20 protein-coding genes are annotated in these 22721 nt (G+C 64.5%); 3 read left to right on the forward strand and 17 right to left on the reverse strand.

The genetic code is table 11. The features are described from left to right. Positions 1-119: 119 nt before the first annotated feature. From guaB to D3I60_RS01960, 3 genes are all read right to left on the reverse strand, one after another. Entirely contained in the window at positions 120-1646 is a 1527-nt protein-coding gene (gene guaB, locus D3I60_RS01950; protein ID WP_262774461.1) for an IMP dehydrogenase, read from the reverse strand. A 126-nt stretch (positions 1647-1772) separates the two neighbouring features. After that, on the reverse strand, positions 1773-2435 hold the full coding sequence (locus tag D3I60_RS01955) for a GntR family transcriptional regulator (RefSeq protein WP_262774463.1): 663 nt from the start codon (positions 2433-2435) through the stop codon (positions 1773-1775). Between the two features lie 9 nt (positions 2436-2444). Then, positions 2445-3509, reverse strand: coding sequence for a pseudouridine synthase (locus tag D3I60_RS01960; protein WP_262774464.1), 1065 nt, complete (start codon positions 3507-3509; stop codon positions 2445-2447). Positions 3510-3732: 223 nt separating this feature from the next. On the opposite strand from D3I60_RS01960, the gene D3I60_RS01965 reads away from it, so the two are divergent. Then, positions 3733-4185 (forward strand): hypothetical protein, encoded by a 453-nt coding sequence (locus D3I60_RS01965; RefSeq protein ID WP_262774466.1) that lies wholly within the window; start codon positions 3733-3735, stop codon positions 4183-4185. 178 nt (positions 4186-4363) lie between these two features. On the opposite strand, the gene D3I60_RS01970 is transcribed toward D3I60_RS01965, so the two are convergent. Next, positions 4364-6085: an acyl-CoA dehydrogenase family protein gene (locus tag D3I60_RS01970; protein ID WP_262774468.1), complete on the reverse strand. Its 1722-nt coding sequence runs from the start codon at positions 6083-6085 to the stop codon at positions 4364-4366. Then, positions 6082-6684 (reverse strand): TetR/AcrR family transcriptional regulator, encoded by a 603-nt coding sequence (locus D3I60_RS01975; protein ID WP_262774469.1) that lies wholly within the window; start codon positions 6682-6684, stop codon positions 6082-6084. The genes D3I60_RS01970 and D3I60_RS01975 overlap by 4 nt, the downstream gene beginning before the upstream one ends. Positions 6685-6867: 183 nt before the next feature. Here D3I60_RS01975 and D3I60_RS01980 point away from each other — a divergent pair, with 183 nt between their 5' ends. Continuing rightward, positions 6868-8385 carry a class I adenylate-forming enzyme family protein gene (locus tag D3I60_RS01980; RefSeq protein WP_262774471.1) on the forward strand — a complete coding sequence of 506 codons (1518 nt, stop codon included), beginning with the start codon at positions 6868-6870 and terminating at the stop codon, positions 8383-8385. A gap of 52 nt (positions 8386-8437) precedes the next feature. On the opposite strand, the gene D3I60_RS01985 is transcribed toward D3I60_RS01980, so the two are convergent. Then, on the reverse strand, positions 8438-9859 hold the full coding sequence (locus D3I60_RS01985; RefSeq protein ID WP_262774472.1) for an FtsX-like permease family protein: 1422 nt from the start codon (positions 9857-9859) through the stop codon (positions 8438-8440). Then, entirely contained in the window at positions 9856-10632 is a 777-nt protein-coding gene (locus D3I60_RS01990; protein WP_262774473.1) for an ABC transporter ATP-binding protein, read from the reverse strand. The genes D3I60_RS01985 and D3I60_RS01990 overlap by 4 nt, the downstream gene beginning before the upstream one ends. A gap of 151 nt (positions 10633-10783) precedes the next feature. On the opposite strand from D3I60_RS01990, the gene D3I60_RS01995 reads away from it, so the two are divergent. Next, positions 10784-11239: an SRPBCC family protein gene (locus tag D3I60_RS01995; protein ID WP_262774474.1), complete on the forward strand. Its 456-nt coding sequence runs from the start codon at positions 10784-10786 to the stop codon at positions 11237-11239. 189 nt (positions 11240-11428) lie between these two features. On the opposite strand, the gene groL is transcribed toward D3I60_RS01995, so the two are convergent. The 10 genes from groL to D3I60_RS02045 all read right to left on the reverse strand — a co-directional run bounded on the left by groL (position 11429) and on the right by D3I60_RS02045 (position 22541). Beyond that, the gene (groL, locus tag D3I60_RS02000; RefSeq protein ID WP_262774476.1) at positions 11429-13021 is read right to left on the reverse strand and encodes a chaperonin GroEL; all 1593 of its coding nucleotides are present in this window, start codon (positions 13019-13021) and stop codon (positions 11429-11431) included. Between the two features lie 36 nt (positions 13022-13057). Then, positions 13058-13351 carry a co-chaperone GroES gene (groES, locus tag D3I60_RS02005; RefSeq protein WP_039209993.1) on the reverse strand — a complete coding sequence of 98 codons (294 nt, stop codon included), beginning with the start codon at positions 13349-13351 and terminating at the stop codon, positions 13058-13060. A gap of 390 nt (positions 13352-13741) precedes the next feature. Beyond that, positions 13742-14956 carry a ubiquitin-like domain-containing protein gene (locus tag D3I60_RS02010; RefSeq protein WP_262774479.1) on the reverse strand — a complete coding sequence of 405 codons (1215 nt, stop codon included), beginning with the start codon at positions 14954-14956 and terminating at the stop codon, positions 13742-13744. A 253-nt stretch (positions 14957-15209) separates the two neighbouring features. Beyond that, positions 15210-16181 (reverse strand): TatD family hydrolase, encoded by a 972-nt coding sequence (locus D3I60_RS02015; protein WP_262774480.1) that lies wholly within the window; start codon positions 16179-16181, stop codon positions 15210-15212. Next, a complete protein-coding gene (gene metG, locus D3I60_RS02020; RefSeq protein WP_262774481.1) occupies positions 16181-17896 on the reverse strand; it encodes a methionine--tRNA ligase in 1716 nt (571 codons plus the stop codon). Before metG ends, D3I60_RS02015 begins: the two co-directional genes overlap by 1 nt. Before the next feature lie 176 nt (positions 17897-18072). Further along, positions 18073-19137, reverse strand: coding sequence for a hypothetical protein (locus tag D3I60_RS02025; RefSeq protein ID WP_262774482.1), 1065 nt, complete (start codon positions 19135-19137; stop codon positions 18073-18075). 298 nt (positions 19138-19435) lie between these two features. Further along, a complete protein-coding gene (rsmI, locus tag D3I60_RS02030) occupies positions 19436-20302 on the reverse strand; it encodes a 16S rRNA (cytidine(1402)-2'-O)-methyltransferase (RefSeq protein WP_440588550.1) in 867 nt (288 codons plus the stop codon). Between the two features lie 137 nt (positions 20303-20439). Next, the gene (locus tag D3I60_RS02035; protein WP_262774485.1) at positions 20440-20874 is read right to left on the reverse strand and encodes a DUF4190 domain-containing protein; all 435 of its coding nucleotides are present in this window, start codon (positions 20872-20874) and stop codon (positions 20440-20442) included. 178 nt (positions 20875-21052) lie between these two features. Continuing rightward, positions 21053-21508 (reverse strand): DUF4190 domain-containing protein, encoded by a 456-nt coding sequence (locus tag D3I60_RS02040; RefSeq protein ID WP_262774487.1) that lies wholly within the window; start codon positions 21506-21508, stop codon positions 21053-21055. A gap of 322 nt (positions 21509-21830) precedes the next feature. Next, on the reverse strand, positions 21831-22541 hold the full coding sequence (locus tag D3I60_RS02045) for a DUF4190 domain-containing protein (RefSeq protein ID WP_262774488.1): 711 nt from the start codon (positions 22539-22541) through the stop codon (positions 21831-21833). Positions 22542-22721: the final 180 nt, after the last annotated feature.

The raw sequence follows: 22721 nt of genomic DNA on the forward strand, positions 1-22721 counted from the left end.
CGCCAGAAACCCCCACTCCCCAGCCCCCTCATGAAGTAAGCCGCAGCCTCCGCGCAAACGCGGAAGCTGCGGCTTCCCATCGACCAGAGACCCCTCTGTCAGAGAGGTGCCTGCCTACGTCACTTCACGACGTAGTTCGGGGCCTCGACGGTCATCTGGATATCGTGCGGGTGGCTCTCCTTCAGCCCTGCCGTGGTCAGGCGGACGAACTTGCCCTTGGCCTTGAGCTCGCCGACGGTGCGTGCGCCGACGTAGAACATCGTCTGGCGCAGGCCTCCGGTGAGCTGGTGGGCGACCTGCTTGAGGTGACCGCGGTAGGCGACTCGGCCTTCGATGCCCTCGGGGATGAGGTCGGTGTCGGTGGCGATATCGGCCTGGAAGTAACGGTCCTTCGAATACGACTTGCCCTTGCGCGGGGCCATCGCGCCCAGCGAACCCATGCCGCGGTAGGCCTTGTACTGCTTGCCGTTGACGAAGATGAGTTCGCCCGGAGACTCGTTGCAGCCGGCCAGCAGGGAGCCGAGCATGACGGTGTCGGCACCGGCGACCAGAGCCTTGCCGATGTCACCGGAGTACTGGAGTCCGCCATCTGCGATGACCGGCACCCCGGCGGCCTGAGCGGCCTGAGCCGCAAGGTGGACGGCGGTGACCTGCGGGACGCCGACACCGGCGACGACGCGGGTGGTGCAGATCGATCCGGGTCCCACGCCGACCTTGACGGCGTCGACTCCGGCCTCGACGAGCGCCTGCGCGCCTTCCTTCGTGGCGACGTTTCCGCCGATGATCTGCACGGCGGAGAACGCCGGGTCGGACTTGATCTTCTTGATCATGTCGGTGACTCCGCGGGCGTGGCCGTTGGCGGTGTCGACGACGAGGACGTCGGCTCCCGCCTCGGCGAGCATTCCTGCACGTTCGTAGGCGTCTCCGTAGAATCCGACGGCGGCACCGACGCGCAGGCGACCTTCGTCGTCCTTGGTGGCCAACGGGTATTCCTCGGTCTTGACGAAGTCCTTGACGGTGATGAGGCCCTGGATGACGTTGTTGTCATCGACGAGGGGCAGCTTCTCGACCTTGTGTTCGGCGAGCAGCTCGAACGCCTTCTCAGCAGCCACGCCGACGGGCGCGGTGACCAGCGGCATCTTCGTCATCGTCTCGGCAACGGTGCGTGTGGGGAATTCGCTGCGGGTGACGAAGCGCAGGTCGCGATTGGTCACGATGCCGACGAGCACATTGTTCTCATCGACGACGGGCAGTCCGGAGATGCGGTACTTGCCGCAGATCTCGTCGAGTTCTTCCAGAGTCTTGTCCGGAGTGATCGTCAGCGGGTCGTTGATCATGCCCGATTCGGAGCGCTTGACGTAGTCGACCTGGTTCGCCTGGTCCTCGGCGGAGAGGTTGCGGTGGATGATGCCCAGGCCGCCGATGCGGGCCATGGCGATCGCCATCCGGGATTCGGTCACGGTGTCCATCGCCGCGGAGACGAGCGGAATGTTGAGCTCGATCTCCTTTGTCAGCCGGGAGGCGGTGGAGGCTTCGGAAGGGATGACATCGGTGTCGCCTGGCAGGAGGAGGACATCGTCATACGTGAGTCCCGTCAGCGAGAACGGATCGTTTGCGGTCTGTGATTCCTGCTCAGGGTTTCCCATGAAGACAGCCTTTCGACGCGAAGATACGGTGGCTCAATGCTATCGGAGCGAGAGAGTCGACCGCTATGGGTTCAAGCACCGGGCACTGTGAGACTGACTACACAGGAATGGCTGTCGGATTCGCCTCTAGCGCCCCTCCCCCACTGACCGTGCGAGGTCGAGCGTCGAGGCTTCGGAGTCGTCGAGGTGGATGCGCAGCAGTCCTTCGGCTCCCTGCCGATCGCCGGATTTCATCTTCTCGAGGATGTCTCGGTGCGGATTCGCCCAGTGCGAGTGGTATTTGCCTGGTTCGGGCGAGCGCGAGAATGTCGTCGACAGCCGCGCCATGAGGTTGAGGTAGAACTCGTCGAGCAGCGGTGAGCCGAGGAGTCCGACGATCGCCCGGTGGAACGATACCGAGTGTTCCTGAGCGTCGGCCCAGGTTTCGTTCTTCGGTGCGGTTTCGGCCCGGACCACGGAGGCTTCGACGGCGGCCATCGCCTCGTCGGTGGCGTCCTGCGATTCCTGGACGGCGCGGATCTCGAAGACCCGGCGGGCACGGTAGAGGTCCTTGAGCTCGTCGATGCCGAAGGTGGAGACGAAGAAGCCCCGGTTGGGTTCCTGAGTGAGCAGCCCGGCGTGGCGCAGCAGGCTCAGCGATTCGCGGGCGGTGTTGCGCGAAACGTTGAACTCCTTGGCCAGGGCACCATCGCGAACCGGACTTCCGGCCGGGTACTCGCCGTCGGTGATGCGGGCGCGGACAAGGGCGACGATGGCCTCTGAAGTGCATCCGGGGGCGTGTGGACTCATAACACCAGGCTACCGGGTTTCGCCCGGATCGGAGTCGACCGCGGTCGGATCGAGTTCGAGTCCGGTCTCGAATCGTCGGCTCAGACCCGTCAGCGGATCGTCGAAGGCGATCTCCGCGGCCAACAGCTGCAGCGGTGACGTGAAGTCGTAGGGGTCCGGGGCGAGGTCGACCGGATAGACCGGATCACCGAGGATGGGCAGACCGAGCGCGTTCATGTGCACCCGCAGCTGGTGGGTCTTTCCCGTGACCGGCTGCAGTTCGTACTCGGCAGCCCCTCGCCGAGGCGATGCTCCGTTTCCGTCCCCCGCCCGTTCGTACGGGGCGCTCCGAGGCGATCCCGCAGTATCGGTGTCACCGCGCAGCGGCTCGGCGTGCGGTGGGTCGATGGTCCGGAACAGGCGGATCCGACTGATCGCGTTCGGTTCCCCTTCGACTTCGAGGACCTGACGGCCGCCGACGGGCTTGACCAAGCGCGATTCCCGAACGAGCGGGAAAGCGAGCTCCGGCGGCGGCACCGGAGCCAGCGCACGGTAGGTCTTGCTGACTCGGCGGTCTTGGAACAGCCGTTGGTAGCGGCCGCGCGTCTCGGGCCGTTTCGACAGGACCAGCAGGCCGGCAGTGATCCGGTCGAGTCGGTGGATGGCAACGAGATCGGGCTGGCCGAGATGGACGCGCAGACGAGTGACGACGCATTCTCGGACGAATCGTCCGTTCGGGGTGCTGGCGAGGAAATGGGGTTTGTCGACGACGAGGAGGTCGTCATCCTCGAACACGATGCCGACCTCGAAGGGGATCCGCACTTCGGGTGGGACCGGGCGGTGGAAGAAGTAGAACCCGCCGGGAATGACCGGATCGTCCCAGGCCACCGGGTGCCCCGCCTCGTCGCGCATATCCCCATCAGTCAACAGCGCACGACGGGACTCGGGGGCCGCCTCGGGGAATTCGGATTCGAGCCACTCCCCGATCGAGGCGGGAACGGGCAGGTGGTTCTTCGCATGGGTGGCCTTGCCACCGGGTGCACGCAGCGCGGTCGCCGAGATTCCCTCTCGGGGCGGGAGCGGACTGCGGGGCATTCGACCAGTCTATGCGGCAGGTTCCCACAGCCGTGCAGCCGATCCCGCAATTCCGGAGGCAGGGTTTGGAACCGCCGTCGCTGGCGCGATGCAGTCGTCGCGGGCGCGATGCACCGGTGCCGAACCGCACGACGTCTGCCGGATACCGCAGATCGGCAGCGGTTTCCGCAAAACTCCGAGACGCCTTCGAATTCCCGACCGACGAGGACCTATGGTGGGACACATGGACCGCATCGAACTTACGCAGGATGTGCTCTGCGAGAAGGTCGTCACTCCGATCGTTCTCGGAATGTTCGCCAACTACGAGTGGGACAGCATAGCGATGCTTCGCGATACCGAGGATGAGCGTCGACTTCTCGCGCGGATCGTCGTCGCCGGGGAGGCCATAGAAGTCCTCCTCGATTTCCCTGGGAATGATGAGAGCCTCTATGACATGCAGGAACGGCTTGTCGAGGAGTTCCGGGCGTTCATCGAAACGTCCGAGTTCGGGGCGCGCCGCACCCCGGAGTGGGAGGCCGACCCATTCGGTCTCGAGCACAGACCGGCCGTGGTCACCCGTATCCCGCGACCGGACTTCGACAGTCGGCCGGACTGCGTTCAGCGTCGCCTGCGCAACCGCGGCCGGGTCATGCGCATCGACCGCCGCCGGTGCGTCTCCGCCCACCGCCGCGGCTGAAGCCACAGGTATTCCGAGGACTGCCCCGCTTCCCATCCCGCCCCAGCCGCCGGCAGGCTGACATTGGTATCGTCCTCTCTGAAATGCCCACCTTCCTCGCTGTGAAATTCAGAGCAACCTATACCGAAACCTGGAACGAATGCGCTACGGTCAATGCGCTTCGCCGCGGCGTTGCCGATCACGCCCGGTTGATGAGGAAGTCGATGTCGACTCCGTCGGGCAGGGCGCCGTATTCGCGGCCCCGGTCGGCACCGAGTCGGGCCGCGGCAAAGCTGGCCGCCACCTCGTCCGGGGCGGATTCGAAGAGGATCGCCGCCTGCATGAGCAGCGCCATCTTCTCCACGAGAACTCGGCCTCTGGCCTGCAGCGCCGCCTGTGCCGCCGCATCCCCGGAGCCCAGATCCTGCGCCGCCTCCTGCAATGACCGGGCCAGCGACTCGTAAGCCGCGTCGAAATCAGCGTGCTTGCCCAAACCGGTCTCGAGGAAGCCGAGGAACGTCTTCGCACTCCGCGGCTCGCGAGCCAAGGCGCGCAGCACGTCGAGGACGATGACGTTGCCGGAGCCTTCCCACACCGCCATCACCGGCTGCTCCCGGTAGCGGCGAGCCAACGGGAAGGACTCTGTGTAGCCGTTGCCGCCGAGGCATTCGAGCGCCTCGTAGGCATGTTCGGGGCCGCGTTTGCAGATCCAGTACTTGCCGACGGCCGTCGCCAGGCGGCGGAAGTCGGCCGCCTCGGCGCTGTCGTCATCATAGGCCGCAGCCAGGTGCAGCGCCGTGAGGGTGGCTGCCTCCGCCTCCAGTTGGAGGTCGGCGATGACGGCGCGCATGAGCGGCTGGTCGATGAGCTTGGCGCCGAAGGCCGCGCGCCCACGGGCGTGCCAGACCGCCTCAGCGACGCACTGGCGCATCCCCGCCGTCGAACCGAGGACGCAGTCGAGTCGAGTCTGAGCCACCATTTCGATGATCGTGCGCACTCCTTTGCCCGCCTGCCCGAGCAGCCACCCCTCGGTGGCGTCGAACTCGACTTCAGAGGAGGCGTTGGATCTGTTCCCCAACTTGTCCTTGAGCCGCTGGATGCGCACCGAGTTGAGGCCACCGCCGGGCAGCACACGGGGCACGACGAAGCAGCTCGGCCCCTCATCGAGTTGGGCGATGACGAGGAATGCGTCCGACTGCGGAGCCGAACAGAACCACTTATGTCCGGTGATGAGGTAGTGGCCGCCGGACGGGACCGCAGTGGTGGTATTCGCGCGGATGTCCGATCCGCCCTGTTTCTCCGTCATGGCCATACCGAACGTCACTGCGGACTTCGTCGCCGGGTCGACCCTCTGCGGATCGTAGCCGGCCGCGGTGGCACGCGGCACCCAGAAATCGGCGAGAGCGGAGTCGACGCGCAGGGACGGCACGACCGCATGCGTCATCGATACCGGGCAGGCATGGCCGGGTTCGATCTGGGAGAAGAGCATGAACCGCACGGCACGCTCGACGTTGGCTCCCGGCCCGGGATGAGTCCAGGCGTACGAGTGCGCTTCCGCGTTGAGTGCATCACCGATGATCCGGTGGTAAGCCGGGTGGAATTCGATCTCGTCGACGCGATTGCCCCAGTCGTCGTGGGTCCGCAGCACCGGCCCGTGGACGTTGACCAAGCGTGCGTCGTTGATGAAATCGGCGCTGCCGACGAGCGCCCCGATGCGTTCGAGCTCATCGTGCGAGGCACCCGGCGCATAGTGGGCGAGCGCGCCTTTCAGGGCCGTATTCAGCGTGAATTCGTTGATATCTCGCCGAGGCGGCGCTTGGTTGAACACCGTATGCGTAGTCCGTGGGATGGAGGGTTCCGACGCGGGTTCTGCGGAGCGTGTGACTGCGGAGTTCGCGGTGGTGTCGGGCGTGGTGGTCATGGTTCTCCTAAAGCGGATCGGGTGAACGTGGTCAGTGCCCTGATGAGAGTCTCGATCTCCGTAGGGCTCGGATTCGGAGCGGCCGGGTCGAGGATGTCGACGAGGTTCTCTCCGACGCTTCCGATGATCGAACGGGCGATCACCTCGGTGGGGATCTGCGTGCCGCCCACCCGGTCCAGGGCTGCCCCGATGGCGGCGACATATCCGCGGCGCAGCCGCAGCCGTTCGCTCTGCACCGGCTCGGGAACCTCTTCGAGCAGCAGCGCGTGGGCGAGCCTGCGGCCGGCCGCGGCGCGGCGGACGAAGACCTCGACAGTCGATTCGGCGATCTGCGAGGCAGTGGCCGCCTCGGCGACGGTACCGGCGATGACCTCCAGCTCGTGGCCGGCCGCTTGCGCGAAGACCAGCCGCAGCAGCTCGTCTCGGCTGCTGAAGTACGTGTAGATCGACCCGGCACTGCAATCGGCCTCGACGGCGACCGCGGCCACACTCGCCGAGGCGAATCCTCCGCGGGCGATGACATGTCGAGCGGCGCGTTCGATGCCGGCCCGACGCGCCTCGGCATTGGCCCGAGTACGCTGGGTTGCGCGATACGCCATCCTCACCTCGGATCGTCAGAAGGTCTGTCACCAGCAGATGACCACCGAAGAAACACCAGCGACGGACGGTCCCGGAGATCATCGGCTTCTTCCACGTTTCATCACTGTGGTGACGTCGCTTCCGCAAAGAAATGAATCGTGGTTCAATTGTTCTCAGTATGACACTCGTCACAAGGAGAAGCAATGAAGCTCGGAACCATGCTCGACACCACCGTCCTGCGGAACCCGGACAAGGAAGCCGTGGTCTATGAGGATCAGCGCTTCACCTACGCCGAGCTGCGGCACCGGGCGCTCAAGGCGGCGCAGGTGCTCAGCGACAACGGAATCCGGCCCGGCGACGCCGTGGGCATCATGACGGTGAATGTCCCGGGGTTCGTCTTCGCAGCTTTCGGCGCGTGGTACCTCGGCGCGACCGTCGTACCGGTCAACCACAAGTTCCAAGCCCCAGAGGTCAAGTACACGATCGAGCATTCGGGAGCGAAGCTCGGCATCGTCAGCACCGAGCTCGCCGAAGTCGCGCGGTCCGGGGCACCGGACATCACCTGGCTGGAGACAGAACCCAGCGCCCCGGGCAGCTTCGATGTCCAGCTCGATGCCGCAGCCGAGGCCGACCCTGGGGACTTCACCGATGAACAGGTCGCGCAGATCCTCTACACCTCCGGCACGACGAGCTCACCGAAGGGCTGCGTGCACACGCACCGCAATATCTTCCAAGTCGGCACCCTCATCAACCTCAACATGGGTTACCGCGACGACGACCGGTACCTCATCTGCATGCCGATCTGGCATTCGGCGCCGCTGAACATTGCACTCATCCCCACCATCCAGATGGGTGGCACCGTCGTCCTCCAGCGGACGTATCACCCGGTGGACTCGATGCAGATCATCGCCGCGGAGCAGATCACGACGTTCTTCGGACCCACCGTCGCGTATGTCGCACCGATCATGACCGCAAAGAAGCTCGGCCTCGACTTCTCCGATTTCGACTTCTCGTCCATCCGCCGCTGGAACTACGGGGGTGCCCCGATCGACCGCTCGACGGCCACCATGCTCATCGACGCCTACGGGACGAATCAGTTCTACAACCTCTTCGGCATGTCCGAGATGGGTCCGACCGGGTGCCTGCTCGGGCCCGAGGATCAGTTGCGCAAGGCCGGATCCGTCGGCCGACACGCCATGGTCGGCAACGCCATGCGCGTGGTCACAGCCGACGGCGCCGAGGCAGGTCCCGGTGAGACCGGCGAGATCTGGTTTGCCGGTGACACCAGGATGCGCGAATACCTCGGCAATCCCCAAGCCACCGAGGCGGCCTTCGAGGGCGAGTGGTACAAGACCGGCGATCTCGCCCGACTCGACGAGGACGGATACCTCTATATCGTCGACCGCTCGAAGGACGTCATCATCGTCGGCGGGGAGAACGTGTTCTCGCTCGAGGTCGAGGAGGCTATCATCACCCACGAACGGGTCGCCGATGTCGCGGTCGTGGCGAAGCCGGATCCGCAGTGGGGCGAGCAGGTCGTCGCCTTCATCACGACCACCGATGGGGAGGATTTCGACGTCGAAGAGCTGCGTGACCACCTGGCCGACAAGCTCGCCCGCTATAAGCTGCCGCGCGAAGTACTCACCGTCGATGAGCTGCCGCGCAACCCCTCAGGCAAGCTGCTCAAGCACAAGCTGCGCAGCGAGGTGGCTGCCGGCTGAGCGGCACTCCTCCGGTCCCGCCTCGGCGAGGGCCGTCCTCCGGTCCCGCACCTCACACGGTTTCGAGGGCTTCGACGGGGGTGATCGATGTGGCCGCGCGAGCGGGTTCGCGGCTGGCGACGAACACGGCGATGAGGGTGCCGGCGACGACTGCGATGACGACCGCCCAGGGCACGCTCGGCGCGAAGAGGCCGAGCAGGGGTGAGAGCAGCGTCAGCGCTCCGACCCAGCCGAAGCCGATGCCCAGCGGCACGGCGACGACGCAGGCGGTCAGGCTCAGCTGCAGGCCTTCGGCTGTGATCATGCGGCGCACACGCTTCGGGGTCTGGCCGAGCGCCATGAGCAGCCCGATCTCCTGAGTGCGCTGGCGCACGGAGAGCATGAGCGTGTTCGCGACGCCGATGACGGCGATGATCACGGAGAAGAGGATGAGGGTCAGCGCGAACAGCATCGACTTGTCGATGACGGTGGCCAGCGCGTCCTCGAGGCCGCCCCAACCTTCCTCTCCGAGGGAGCGCGCATACCGCAGAAGCTGATCGCGGAATGTGGTCATGGCGGTGGCGAACATGACGATGAGCGTGATGCCGATGACGAGACCGATGACCGTGCGTGCGTTGCGGGTGGGGTGGCGGGCGATCGTCGAGGCGGCCAAGCGGGACACCGCGGTGCGCCCGCACAGCCAGCCGATCGCCGCCTGCAGCGGCGGCAGGATCCACGGGTGACCGATGATGACGCCGAGGAAGGTCAGACTCGACCCCAGTGCGGTGAGCACCACGCTGATCAGGCTGATCCGATGATCGGCGGCCCCGATCACGGCGTTGACGAGGAACGTCAGCCCCATGGACAGCAGAATAAGCGAGGCGGTGAGGCCGCCGAGCGACGCGCGGGCATCCTCCGGGCGGGCCTCCACCGTCTGCGAGGTCGCCTCGATCGGGGAGATCCCCGTGATACGGCGCGCACCCAGGTACGCCGACAGCCAGGTCACGATGATGGTGGCGAGCGCGGGAACGGCCATGGTCGGGGTGAGGAGGGCGACCTCCTCGGTGATGGCGTTGCCGAGGTAGTTCTGTGCCACACGCGCCAGTCCGGTCGACGCCGCGAAGGCGAGCACCGCGGCGGGGACGGAGATGATCAGGCCCTCCACCGAGGCGACCCTGCGCAGCCGTTTCGACGACGCCCCGATGAGGCGCAGCAGAGCCAGCTGGCGGCTGCGCCCGGCGATGATGATCGAGAACGTGTTCGCGATGACGATCGCGGAGACGAAGAGGGCGATGAGGAAGAAGGTGAAGCCGACCATCGACAGCAGGTTCTGTGCGGTCTCGGATTCGGCGATCATCTTCTCCGACGACAGCCACGCCGTCAGGATCGCGATTCCCTGCATGATCGCGGTGCCGAAGAGTGCGGCGATGAAGACGACGAGGACGCTGGGGAAGAACTGCCGCGGGTTGGTCCTGATTTCGCGCAGCGGGTTCATCGGCTCGCCGCGGTTTCGGCGCGTTCGTCGATGTCGAGCATAGTCGCGGCGATCGCCTCGGCGCTGATGGCGTCGTTCAGTTCCGTCACCGGGGTGCCGTCGGCGATGAATACGACGCGGTCGGCGTGGGCGGCGACGATCGGGTCGTGGGTGACGAGCACGATCGATTGGCCGAAGTCGCGGACGGCCTCGACCATGATCGCCATGACCTCCCGGCCGGACTTCGCATCGAGGTTGCCGGTCGGTTCGTCGGCGAAGAGGATGTCGGGGCGGGTCGCGAGGGCTCGGGCGATGGCGGTGCGCTGCTGCTGGCCGCCGGAGAGTTCGTTGGGGCGGTGTTTCAGTCGGTCTTCCAACCCCAGGCGGTGGACGACCGTGGTGATCCAGGCACGTTCGTCGGCATTGGGCCGACGGTCGTCGAGCTCGAGGGGCAGGCGGATGTTCTCTTTGACGGTGAGCGTGGGGACGAGGTTGAACGCCTGGAAGACGAATCCGATCCGGCGACGGCGCAGTGCGGTGAGATCGTCGTCGCGAAGCTTCGTGATCTCCTCTTCGCCGAGGTGGACCGTGCCTGAGGTGGGCCGGTCGAGTCCGGCGAGGACGTGCATGAGTGTCGACTTCCCCGAACCCGAGGGGCCCATCACCGCTGTCAGCTTGGCCGGTGCGATGTCGAGACTGACTCCGCTGAGAGCCGTGACCGCGGCCCCTTTCGGATCGAAGACCTTCGAAACGTCGCGAAGACGGGCGATGGGCATCGTTGGGCCGGTGGTCATAGAGTCCCTCATGCGTCGGTGCAAGCTGTCATTTCCAGACTAACGAGAATCCGCGCTCAGAAACATGAAAAGCGACTGGCCAGTAGGTGAGAGCCAGCTGTGTGCGGCGGGTGCTCTGGCCGCTTTCGCCCGGTTGTGATCCACTGGGGAGATGACCTATGACGCGCTCCACCTCTCGACGTCCATCGACGCCTCCCCCGCCGAGGTGGCCGCCTTCGCCGGCAATCCCGCGAACCTTCCGGCCTGGGCCGCGGGGCTGAGCAACGGAATCCGCGAGGCGGCCGGCCGTTGGATCACGGACTCCCCGATGGGTGAGGTCGAGGTCCGCTTCGGCCCGTACACGGAGCTGGGCATCCTCGATCACGACGTGATCTTCCCCGACGGCACGATCGTGCACAATCCCCTGCGGGTGCTCGCCAACGGCACCGGCGCCGAGGTGGTCTTCACCCTCTATCGTCTGCCGGGTGTCGATGATGCCGAGTTCGACCGCGACGCAGACATGGTCCGCGGCGACCTCGCCCGCCTGCGCAGCCAGCTCGAGAGTGCTCACGGCCATGGCACATCCTCAGACGAAGCAGGCTCTTTGGCACACCCCTCTCCGGAATGACCAGGTTCTTCGCTGTGCATTTCAGAGTGGGGTGTACCCAACTGGGCAGTCACCTGCGTCGACGACACCCCGTGGCGACGCTGTGCCGCCTCACTGACTGCCAGGCGAGGGTGAATACAGCAGTGGCCCGGAACGTGATGTTCCGGGCCACTGTCGCAGTCAGAGGTGACTGACGTCCGAGCGGGTCGCTCAGGCCTCGTCTTCCTCTTCCTTCTTCTCGACGACCAGGGTCTCGGTGGTGAGAACCAGGGCGGCGATCGAAGCGGCGTTGCGCAGTGCCGAACGGGTGACCTTGACGGGGTCGATGATTCCGGCGCCGATGAGGTCGCCGTACTCGTCAATGGCGGCGTTGTAGCCCTGGCCGGACTCGAGGTCCTGGACCTTGGCGACGACGACGTAGCCGTCCTGGCCCGCGTTGGCGGCGATCCAGCGCAGCGGCTGGACGACTCCGCGCTTGACGATCTCGGCACCGGTGAGTGCGTCACCGGACAGTCCGAGGTCGTTGCCGTCGAGGACCTTCGCAGCGTGGATCAGAGCCGATCCGCCGCCGGCGACGACGCCCTCTTCGATGGCGGCACGAGTAGCGGACACAGCGTCTTCGACGCGGTGCTTGCGCTCCTTGAGCTCCACCTCGGTGGCGGCGCCGACCTTGATGACGGCGACACCGCCGGAGAGCTTGGCCAAGCGCTCCTGCAGCTTCTCACGGTCCCAGTCGGAATCGGTGTTCTCGACCTCGGCGCGGATCTGAGCGACACGACCGGCAACAGCATCGTCGGCACCGGCACCATCGATGATGGTGGTGTTGTCCTTGGTGACGGTGATGGTGCGGGCGTTGCCGAGCTCCTCCAGGGTGACCTGGTCGAGCTTCATGCCCATGTCCGGAGTGACGACCTGGCCACCGGTGAGGACGGCGAGATCCTCGAGGATGGCCTTGCGACGGTCGCCGAAGCCGGGAGCCTTGACGGCGGCGACGTTGATGATTCCGCGCAGCTTGTTGACGACCAGGGTCGACAGAGCTTCACCCTCGATGTCCTCGGCGATGATGAACAGCGGCTTGCCGGCCTGCTGCACCTTCTCGAGGACGGGCAGGAGCTCCTGGATGTTGGAGATCTTGCCCTGGTTGATGAGGATGAGAGCGTCGGAGAGCACAGCCTCCTGACGATCGGCGTCGGTCACGAAGTGCGGCGACAGGAAGCCCTTGTCGAACTGCATTCCTTCGGTGATCTCGAGTTCGACGGACGCGGCCTGCGACTCGTCGATCGTGATGACGCCGTCCTTGCCCACCTTGTCGAAGGCATCGGCGATGAGCTTGCCGATCTCAGGCGACTGAGCCGACAGACCGGCGACGTGTGCGATCTCCGAGGAGTCGGCGACTTCGCGGGCGATCGTGCCCAGCTGCTGCGAAACGGCCTCGACGGCGGTCTCGATGCCGCGCTTGAGCTGTCCGGGTGCGGCACCAGCGGCAACGTTGCGCAGTCCTTCGTTGACGAAGGCCTGAGCGAGAACGGTCGCGGTGGTGGTTCCGTCACCGGCGATGTCGTTGGTCTTGGTGGCGACTTCCTTGGCCAGCTGTGCGCCGAGGTTCTCGTAGGGATCGTCGACCTCGACCTCACGAGCGATGGTCACACCATCGTTCGTGATGGTGGGAGCGCCCCACTTCTTGTCGAGCACGACGTTGCGGCCCTTGGGTCCCAGCGTCACCTTGACGGTGTCGGCCAGGGTGTTGACGCCCTTTTCGAGTGCACGACGGGCTTCGTCGTTGAATTCCAATGATTTAGGCATTCGTCCTCCTGTCAGTGAAGTAGTTGTTCAGGGGATTCAGCCGATGACGGCGAGCACGTCGCGAGCCGAGAGCACGAGGAACTCTTCGCCTGCGTACTTGACTTCGGTGCCTCCGTACTTGGAGTAGATGACCTTGTCGCCGACGGCGACGTCGACCGGCACGCGGTTTCCGTTGTCAGCAACGCGGCCCGGGCCCACTGCGACAACTTCGCCTTCCTGAGGCTTTTCCTTGGCGGTTTCGGGAATGACCAGACCACTGGCGGTAGTCTGTTCTGCTTCGACCTGACGGATGACAATCCGATCTTCGAGTGGCTTGATGGAGACCGACATATCGGGCCCTCTCCCTTCGCTGGGTTCTATTTCATCGAGTCAGACGGCGGCTTATGCCATGAACCTCTCGTCGTCGCGGGTGCCGAGCGATTCGACCGTCTCATAAAACTGGCACTCAATGAGTGCTAGTGCTAATTCTGACTCTAGAACGCTCTTAGCACTCGGTCAACTCGAGTGCCAACAATTCGTCATGCTCTGGGCGAAAGTTCAGATTGGGTGCTCTGCGGGTGTGGTGCCGGTGCCGAAAAGCGTGGGCCCCGAGGATCTCTCCTCGGGGCCCACGCTCCGTGCTGACCGCCTCAGCTCAGTTGTCGATATCTGTTGTCAATGGCGGCCAGAGTTCATGGCTTATACAGGCGCTCAGTCGGCTACTGCGAACCTGATCTCAGATCAGGCGCAGGCCCACTGTCCCCAGCCGGCTTCGGCCTGGAGCTTCTTGGCACGCTGGAACTGCTCCTGCGGGCTGGCATCCGACGGATTGCCGCTGCCGCCCATGGCTTCCCAGGTCGAAGGCAGGAACTGGAAGAGGCCGAAGTGAGTGCCGTTCGACGCCTTGGGGTCGAAGTTCGACTCGCACTCGACGACCGAGTACCACTTGGTGCCGGGCCCACCGAGCATGGCCTTGATCTCTGCCGTGCTCATCGAGCCGCCACCGCCGGAGCCGCCGCCGGTGCTCGAGTCACCGGAGTCGCCCGAACCGGAATCGCCGGAATCGCCGGAATCACCCGAGTCGGAACCGCCGGTGTCGGCCGGTTCTTCCTTCTTCTTGGTGCCCTGGATGACGACCTTGGTCTTGGGTTCGGAGAGGACCTTCTCGTCCTTCTTCTCCTTCTTGACCTCTTCGCCGTTGATCGTCTTGACCTTGTAGGTGACCTGCTTCTCGCCGTCCTTGCCTTCGGTCTCGACCTTGGTCTCGCCCTCATAGAGGGAATCGGACTTCTTGGTCTCGACCTTGGCCTTGATGGCCTGCTTGTCATTGACGGTGTCGTTCTTCACACGGTTGACGGTCAGCACCTGGCCGTCTGAGACCTCGGCGGACATCGGCACGGAGAGGAAGTCGTCCTTGTCGAGCTTGACTCCCGTGTCCTTGAGCGCTTCCTTCGCGGTGCCCACGGCGGCAGAGACCTTGTGGTCCTTGCCATCGGCGACGACGGTGAGGTCCTTCGACGTGGTCACCTCGATGTCATTGCCCTTGTCCTTCAGGCGCTGGCCGGCTTTCGCGTTGAGGTCGGCACCTTTCGCGTCCACCCCGAGGTCGGCCAGAGCCTGACCCACAGTGTTCGCGTTGGTCCATTCGTTCGTCTTCTTGCCATCGACGGACAGCGCAACCTTCTTCGCCGTGTTGACGGTGATCGTCATGTCACGGTCGACCTTGGTGCCCACTCCGGGCTTGACCTGGTCGCGCTTATCGACATCGATTTCATGGCTGTCGAGGATGTCCCCGACTGTTCCACCGAAGGTTCGGATCTCTTCGGCCTGTCCGTTGACCTCCAAGGTCACGGGCTTGTTCATGGTCACGACTGCGCCCGTGCCACCGACGAGTCCGGTGATCACGACCGCCTGTGCAGCGATCTGAACCTTGCGGTTCTTCAGAAAATCAATCACAAATATATCCCTGAGCAGAGTTTATCGACCTGATCACTGTAACCGATTCGTTACACGGTTCGCAAAATATCACGGAAATGTAACGGTGTGAGTTTCCTGAGGGCCCTCCTGACCTGGAGTTCCCCGTGTTTCCGGGGCATTCCCGATCGTGATATTTCCCCGCCGAGGCGGCCCCACGTCCCGTAGCCTCGCTCACTGACCGTCAGGCGTGGTCCGGTCCAGTGTCGGTTCCAGCCTGCCGTCGGTTGGAACGTCAGTCCCAGCTGCCGAGGGCTCGCTCCGCGTTGGTCCACACGGCCGCGCACAGGTCCTCTTCGCTCATCCCGCGCACTTCGGCGAGTTTCCGCGCCGTGATCGCGGTGAGGAAGGGACCTCCCGGCTTCCCGCGATGCGGGTGCGGTGTGAGGAAGGGTGCGTCGGTCTCCGTCAGCAGCAGCTCCAGCGGAGCGGCCGCCGCGGCCCGCCGCAGCTCGTCGGCGTTCTTGAACGTGAGGTTGCCGGCGAAGGACATGAAATAGCCTTCGGCCGCGCATTCGCGGGCCATCGCTTCATCACCGGAGTAGCAGTGGAAGATCGTGACCTCGGGAGCGCCTTCCTCCTTGAGGATGCGCAGCACATCCGCGTGCGCCTCCCGATCGTGGATCTGCAGGGCGCGTCCGGTGCGCTTGGCGATCTCGATATGGGCGCGGAAGGAGCGCTGCTGTTCGGCAACGCCCTCCTCTGCCGTGCGGAAGTAGTCGAGACCGGTCTCCCCCACCACACGCATACGATCGTGCGCACTCACGAGCGATTCGATCTCGGTCAGCGCGTCGTCGAGCAGGCCGCGCTCGGCCAGTCGCGGAGCTTCGTTCGGGTGCAGGGCCGCTCCGCCGATCATCCACGTCCGCCCTCCGGAAGGAGGAGTCGGCACGGTGCGGGGGTCGGCCGCCTCGGCGGGGGTGCCTGAATATTGGGAAGCCACGAGCGCGGCCGTCCATCGGGCTGCCGGAAGGTCGCAGCCGATTTGAACGATGCGACGGACCCCCGCCTCGGCGGCGGTGTCATGGAAGAAATCCAGCGAAGGGAACTCTTCGTCCGCGTCCGGGGTCACCTCGGGTGCGGGTTCGCCGGTGCCGAGCGGCAGCCGCACACCCGTGCAGATGTCGAGGTGGGTGTGGGTGTCGACGATGGGGTGAGTCAGCGGTTCGGGCACCGGTGGATAGGTTCCGGCGGCGCGCGAGGCCATTATTCGGTCTCCTCCACGAACTTCGGGAACACGGGTTCGGGCTTCGGCAGGGGTGTGCCCGGCTCGAGCGGGAACTCGACGGCCGCGAACGATCGGGGGTCGGCCTCGGCGGCGGCGATGCCACCGGCAGCGGCCTCGGCGACATTGGGCGCCAGGGCGGCCGAAGCGTAGGCGGCACCGGCGGCGACGCCGATGGCCGCACTCGCGGATACGGATCCCATCGCCTCGGCGCCGGACCCGGAGTCGACAGCGGTCGGCAGGACCTTCGCCCCAGCCTCACCGACGCCGGCGGGAACGCCGAGGAGGTCGAGGATCTTGCCTGCGGATTCGGGCATGACCGGCTGGATGAGGATGGAGATGATGCGCACGACCTCGATCGTCACCCACAGCACGGTGGCCATGCGATCGGGATCGGTCTTCTTCAGCTTCCACGGCTCCTGCGCGGAGAAGTAGCGGTTGGCCTCCGAGAGCACCTTCCAGCAGGCCTCGACGTAGAGGTGGAGAGCCTGTGTGTCGACGTGGCGCCGAGCGGTGTCGGGTACGGCTCGGGCGAGGGCGAGGAGCTTCTCGTCCGCCTCAGTGAGCTCACCCGGCTGCGGAACCTGGGCGTCGCAGTTCTTCTGGATCATCGACAGCGAACGCTGGGCGAGATTGCCGTATTCGTTGGCGAGGTCCGAGTTCTTGCGGGTGATGATCGAGTCCTTCGTGTACGAGCCGTCGTGGCCGTAGGAGAACTCACGGAAGAGGAAGAAGCGCAAGGTGTCCAGGCCGAAGGCGTCGACGAGGTCGAGGGGGTCGACGACGTTGCCGACGGACTTCGACATCTTCTCGCCGGCGTTGAAGAGGAAGCCGTGGGCGTGGACGCGCTTGGGCAGCTCGATGCCGGCGCTCATGAGGAATGCTGGCCAGTAGACGCTGTGGAAGCGGATGATGTCCTTGCCGATGATGTGGACGTCGGCGGGCCACCACTTGGACAGGCGCTCCTGGTCATCGGGGTAGCCGGCGGCGGTGAGGTAGTTCGTCAGGGCGTCGATCCACACGTACATCACGTGCTTGTCGTTGCCGGGCACCGGTACACCCCAGTCGAAGGTGGTGCGGGAGACCGAGAGGTCCTTGAGCCCGGAAGCGACGAAGGAGGCGATCTCGTTGCGGCGGGAGTCAGGGCCGATGAACTCGGGGTGGGTCTTGTACAGGTCGAGCAGCTTGTCCTGGTACTTCGAGAGGCGGAAGAAGTAGGACTCCTCTTCCGTCCAGGTCACCTCGGTGCGGGTCTCCTTGGACAGGCGCACGCCGTCGACGACCTCGGTCTCGTCCTCGGTGTAGAAGGCCTCGTCGCGCACGGAGTACCAGCCCGCGTAGGTGTCGAGGTAGATGTCGCCGGCTTCTTCGAGCTTGCGCCAGATGGCCTGCGAGGCGGCGTAGTGGTCTTCGTCGGTGGTGCGGATGAACCGGTCGAAGGTCGAGCCGAGGGCGAGCTGGGTGTCGCGGAAGTTCTTCGCGTTGTCGTCAGCGAGTTCTTTGGGGGTGATGCCGAGCTTGTTCGCCGCCTGCAGCATCTTCAGTCCGTGCTCGTCGGTGCCGGTGGCGAAGAAGACCTCGTGATTGTCCAGTCGCTTGAACCGGGCGATCGTGTCGGCCGCAATGTACTCATAGGCATGCCCGATATGAATGGCCCCGTTGGGGTAGGCAATCGCTGTCGTCAAGTAGTAACCCATAGGCAACTCAGTCTAAGGGACGCGGCGCGGCGGGCGCGCACTGGCGGGTGCTGGTGGACCCAAGCGAGTTTTTGCCGAGGATTCGCGAATAGCCCAATTTGCGGTGAGTAGCCCACGTTTGAAGATGGGCTGCTCATCTCGGACTGGGCTGAAACAGTTCGCACCTGGACACCAGTTCACAGCACCAGCGGTTTTCCACATCGACGACGTAGCTCAGGTGCCTGAAAGAAGAGCTTCTGTCCGAAGGTCTTCGGGTCCAGAACTTCATTGAATTTGAAGCGCACGATCTTATAGCCCATCGCCAGCAGACGATTGTGCTGTCGGCTCTCCTTGTTCATGACGTCGAAGCCGCCATCAACGTACTTCTCCGTCCCATCGACGTAGAGTGCGACTCTATCGTCACGGAACAGGAAGTCGAGTCTCGTGAGAAGTCGACTGCCATCGGCAATGTTCACTTGCTGCACGAAGTCGTGCAGACCCAGAAGATGCAGGTTGAAGGAGGCTCTGCTCTCCGCATAGCTTTCGGACAACGGTGATACGAGTGAGACCAGTCTCGTGGCCACCTTTGCACCCCGTGCCAGGCGGGCAATAGACGCTGCGAACAGAGCTGCGACTGCACCCGGAACCTCGTCAATCAGATGTGCCGGATACCCGAGCTTGAAGATCAGATCTTCGTCGTCGCCGAGAAGATGCCGTCTGACCACCTGCTCCATCGCGGCAAACGCCGCAGCATTGCCGAGTTCGGCTCGCAGATCCAAAGCAGTTCGAGCCGGAGATGTAACGCGAAGCCCTTCCACCTCGCAGACGTCATCAGCTGCGATTGTTCTGCGTCGCCTGATCAGCTCGGGTGACTTGGTGCTTGATACGGGGTGGAACACCGACACTGGTTCGTCCGGCTCGTCGAACATACCGATTCTGTGCAGCCGGGCCGCCGAGATCCCGAAAACGATGTCTCCGACCCGATAGTGAGGGTAGTGGAGGACCTGAAGACATTTCAGATTCGCCTCGTATCGGCGATGCTGGGACCGCTCCTTGTCGCGTCCCTCCTCGTGATACGTCATCCAAGCTGAGTCCGTGGCGAAGGGAGAGAGATATCGGTGGGCACGGACTTCACAACTTCTGACGACCGAATAGACTCCACGAGAGAGCTTTCGCAGACAGCAGCCCAAAGCGCTGCGGATGTCTGCCGTTGAGGCTCCAGCATTGCGAAGGTCCTTGAAATACACGACATTGTTCTTCATGCCGGCACACTGCCGAAATCCGCGTTGATTCAGCAATGCTCAATCCTGTTGCTGTGGAATCAGCTCCGGTGTCCACACGGCTACAACGCCTCAGTAAAGAGTCAATCAACAAGCGTCAGCGTTCGAGTCGAGTCGTCGACCGGCTTCGGCAGATCGCGCCTTTCGCACCAGGCTCGTTTGGGGAGTATCTCAACCGCGCTGATGGCCCAGTTTGAGGTAGATAGCCCACCTCCCGACATGGGTTATCCACCCAAAACTGGGCTACTGACTATCCACAGCCCACTGCACACGAGTCGTGTCAGTCGCGGTGGAGCCAGGCCTCGTAGACATCGCGCTTGGACAGGCCGAACTTCTTCGCCACCTGTCCAGCTGCATCCTTGGCACGTACTCCGGAGTCGACCAAAGCGCTGACCTCACCGAGGTGGTCCTCCGGAGCCGTTTCGACCTCGGTGGCACCGGCGAGCACGAGGGTCAGTTCCCCTCGCAGACCCTCGGCGGCCTGATCGCGCAGTGAACCGACGGTTCCGCGCAGAGTCTCCTCGTAGGTCTTCGTCAGCTCGCGGCTGATGGCCAGGGGCCGGTCGACGCCGATGATCTCGGCGAAGTCGTCCATCGCATCGGCGATGCGGTGCGGGCTTTCGAAGAAGACCATCGTCCGCTTCTCGGCCTTGAGTTCGGTCAGCAGGGTCTTGCGCTGCCCGGACTTGCGCGGCAGGAACCCTTCGAAACTGAAGCGGTCGCTCGGCAGTCCAGAGACAGCAAGAGCCATGAGCACCGCGGACGGCCCCGGTGTCGAAGTGATCGGAAGTCCCGCCTCGGCGCAGGCCTTGACCACGCGGTAGCCGGGATCGGAGACGGCGGGCATCCCCGCGTCGGAGAGCAGAACAACGGTCTCACCAGCGGCGATGATGTCGACGAGTTCGGGGGCGCGGTGGCCCTCGTTGTGGTCGAAGACGCTGATGACACGCTTCGTGTGCGTGAGGTTGAGTCGCTGCGCGAGCGACAGGAACCGTCGCGTGTCCTCGGCGGCGATGACATCGGCAGTTTCGATGGCCTCCCGCATCCGCGGGCTCGCATCGCCGAGGTTGCCGATCGGAGTCCCGACCAGGATCAGTCGACCGCCGGTGAGGTTCGGATCGATTTTTGGCCCCGCGTCATCGGTCAGGTCGATGTCGTCGGACGGCACCGCCTCGGTGGGGTTGTCGTCGGCTCCGTGGCCGGCCGCCTCGGCGAGGTTGTCGCCGTCACCGAACCCAAGATCCGTATCGGCACCCTGGCCGGAGGACGCGAAGGAGTCTGAACTCAACTGGTCGAACCCGCGCCGACCATTGCCGCGCCGAAGATGAGGACGAATACCCCGACGTAGAGGACCCAGAAGAGTATCCAGAGGATGGTGCCGATGTAGCCGACCCACAGGGCCGCGATGGCCATGCCGTCGCCGCGTTCTCCGCGTTCGCGGATCTGCTTGCGGGCGATGTGGCCCATGATGATGCCGGCGATGCCGCCGATGAAGATCGATGAGATGACGCCGAAGATCGAGGCGCACATGCCGACGATGGCCAGCACGTTCGTCGGTGGCAGCTGCTGGTACACGTACCCGGGTCCGCCGGCGTACTGCGCGTTCGCCGCGTAGGCGTTGTTCTGACTGTAGGACTGGGCACCGTATGAGCCGCCCGCGTTCGATTGGGGCTGCTGGTAGTACATGTCCGGATTGTTCCAGTTGTTCTGGCTGCTCATGGCGAAGTCTCCTTGTGGTTGCCTTCAACGGTACAGAGTCGTCGGTGGCGGCAAAAGGCAGGGCGGTTACAGGTCAATCACAGTTGGCGGGGCGGGACGTTGGTGCGGGCGCATGTGTCGGACGTTGGGGCCGTGCGCCAGATCGTTTGCCGGGGCAGGCTTCCCGGAATCCCGATCCTCAGCTGACGGTTGCGTTTCCAGTGGCGATCGAGGCGCCGATGACGAGCGCGATGACGCCGAAGTAGAGCAGCCAGAACACGACCCAGAAGATCACGCTGAGGTACCCCAGCCACAGCCCGGCCACGGCCATTCCGTTGCCGCGCTCCCCGCGGGCCTTGATCTGCGAACGGGCGATGTGGCCGAAGATGATGCCGACGAAGCCGAGGAAGAAGAACGATGAGATGAACGAAATGAGGCCGAGCACCAGCGCGACGATCGACGAGGAATTCGTCGGCGCCACCTGCTGGTAGACGACGACCGGTGCTCGGTTTCCGTACGTCATGGGAGCCTGGACCAGGGCCGGAGAGTGGGCCGGAGTATGAACCGGTGCGGGCGTGTGTACTGCGACGGGGGCGTGGACCGAACCCTTCGATCCGGTGTAGGTCTTCCCGAGGGGCAGTACGCGAGTGTTCATGTCCGTTCCGTTCCGCTGGCTGTCGTTGATCTTTGAGTCTTTTCGGGGCCGTCCTAGACGGGCGTCCCGATATCTGTCATCAACGCTACCCACGTGCAGCGAGCGCGGCGGCCGAATCGTGTTGCAGTCCTGCACCACAGGTTGCAGGTTCCCCTCGCCGAGGCGGCCCGACCGTCCCGTACCCGTGTGGCCTTGGGGCGCACGCTACGCCCCGGGCAGTCGATTTCGGGGAAGTGCAGAGCGGCCCGACCGTCCGAATCGAGCGTGACCTCGGCCGTCCGCCGAAGTCACCCGGGGCAGCGCCGAGGTCACCCGGCGCAGCTCAGTAGCTGCTCATCATGCCCAAGAAGCCGATGCCCAGGATGCCGATCATGACGACCGCCATGATGAGTCCCAGGGCGATGGTCACGTAGCCGATGATGAGCCCGGCGATCGCCTGTCCGCGACCTTCTTCGCCTGTGCGCTTGATCTGGCCGAGGCCGATGTGGCCGAAGATGACGGCGAGCACCGGTGCGATCCACAGGAACATTGCGATGATGCTGAAGATGATGCCGATGACCGGAATCAGCGACAGCAGGCCGCAGACGAATCCGCCGCCGATACCGGCGATGCCCATCCACATCGACCACACGGCCATCTTGTTGGGTGCGGGCCGGACGAAGACCGGCTGCACGCCGTAGGTCATCGGCTGACTGTAGGCATCGTAGGCGCCCGGCTGGCTGTAGGCGTCGTAGGCGTACGGCTGGCTGTAGGCACCGGGCTGGCTGTATCCGCCTGACTGTCCGTACGAGTTCTGCTGACCGTAGGCGCCGGACTGTCCATAGGAGTTCTGCAGCCCATACGACTGTCCCTGCGAATACTGTCCGGCACCGGCTCCATACTGTCCGGCACCCGACCCATACTGACCCGCACCGGATCCGTATTGGCCCGACTGTCCCTGACCGTACTGCGGCTGGGACCCATAGTTGTTGTTGAACTGCTGCGAGCCGACCTGGGGAGGATCGCTCGGGCGGTAGTTGGGGTTGTTCGACACGTTGTGCACCATTCGCTCTGACTCCGGCTGTCTCTCACTACTCTAGTGATGCACGGTGGCGAATGCCCAAGAATCCTGCACAAGGTGCCGAACCTCATGCCGGTCTGCCTCTCCCGACCTACGCCAGCCCGCCCGACATTCCCCCTCGCCCCACTCTGCCGGCCCGATCACTCCCAATGC

Source organism: Brevibacterium permense (assembly GCF_025506275.1).
Lineage (GTDB): Bacteria > Actinomycetota > Actinomycetes > Actinomycetales > Brevibacteriaceae > Brevibacterium > Brevibacterium permense_A.